This is a genomic window from Acidimangrovimonas pyrenivorans (genome assembly GCF_042643245.1).
GTDB lineage: Bacteria > Pseudomonadota > Alphaproteobacteria > Rhodobacterales > Rhodobacteraceae > Acidimangrovimonas > Acidimangrovimonas pyrenivorans.
Genome location: NZ_JBHRSK010000023.1, coordinates 1 through 1114 on the forward strand (window position 1 = coordinate 1; position 1114 = coordinate 1114).

Sequence of the window (1114 nt, forward strand, 5' to 3'; positions counted from 1 at the left end):
AGCTAACCTATAAACGCGGACTCCGAGGGGAGCAGGTCACATGGACGCGCGTCGCCGCGCCGCGAATTGACGAAATCTGGGAAAGGCCTGGCAGGGGCAGCAGGACTCGAACCCGCGACCCTCGGTTTTGGAGACCGATGCTCTACCAACTGAGCTATACCCCTAGGCCGTGGGAGGGGTGCTACGGCACTCCGCAGCCGAAATCAAGAGCGGTTTTGCTGCACCGCGGATAGCGGCCGCAGCGGGCGGTTCGCTGCGGCATCGCCAGCGCGGCCAAGTCGCGGCGCGACGCCTCGATGCCGGACGGCGCCCGGACCATCCGCAACCGGCCGGGCGGGCCATGGGGCTCCCTCCGCGCCCCCGGCCGTCCGGCATGGCCCGCTCTCGTGCTCCCGTCACAGCGGTCGCGGCGCCTAGTTCTTCTGCAGGCTGGCGATGTATTCCACCAGCGCGAGGATTCTCCCCTCGACCAGCGCCTGTTCATCCGCCTTGCTGTAATAGGGCCCAAGCTGCGATGGCGCCTCGATGCTGTAGCGGAAGCCCCAGGCCGGCATCTCGTCAGAGCCATGGGCCCCCGACAGCCCCTGGCCGCTAATCATCTTGTAGATCTGCGCGACGGGGAACACCCCGCCATTTGCCGCCTGCATCCCGGTCAGATCGGGCGCGCCGTTCTTCAGCACCCCGGCCATCGGACCGTCGCCCATGCCCGTTGGCCCGTGACACTGGGCACAGCTGTTGTTGAATTCGACCTGACCTATGGTCATCGGATCGCCGGCCCAGGCCATGCCGGCAGCCGCCACGAGGCCGGCAGCCAGCAAAGAAACGTATGTCTTCGTCATGATTACCTCCCGAAAGCACGCATCCCATTTCAGGACAGCTTACGCTGCGGAAACTGTCATTGACGGGCATCAACGGGCAGGACGGGAGGGGACCGGGCCCCGGAAAGCAAAAGGGCCGCCCGGAGGCGGCCCTTTCCTCGCACTGTCAGGCGCGATTATTCGATGATTTTCGAGACGACGCCGGCGACGCCCGGAGTGTCCAAGATCACTCGATGATCTTGGAAACGACCCCAGCCCCAACCGTGCGGCCGCCTTCACGGATGGCGAAGCGGAGC

2 protein-coding genes and 1 tRNA gene are annotated in these 1114 nt (G+C 65.8%); all 3 read right to left on the reverse strand.

Features of this window, described 5'->3' with window-relative positions; genetic code table 11:
• Nucleotides 1-88: 88 nt before the first annotated feature.
• A tRNA-Trp gene (locus ACFOES_RS20495) sits at nt 89-164 on the reverse strand.
• 249 nt (nt 165-413) lie between these two features.
• Nucleotides 414-839 carry a c-type cytochrome gene (locus ACFOES_RS20500; protein WP_377835500.1) on the reverse strand — a complete coding sequence of 142 codons (426 nt, stop codon included), beginning with the start codon at nt 837-839 and terminating at the stop codon, nt 414-416.
• Nucleotides 840-1044: 205 nt separating this feature from the next.
• Nucleotides 1045-1114: EF-Tu C-terminal domain-related protein (locus ACFOES_RS20505; RefSeq protein ID WP_209223782.1), on the reverse strand; the 70-nt coding region annotated here is incomplete at its 5' end.

Coding starts and splice junctions, on each gene's coding strand:
- ACFOES_RS20500 (WP_377835500.1), bottom strand. CDS start 839: ATGACGAAGACATACGTTTCTTTGCTGGCTGCCGGCCTCGTGGCGGCT.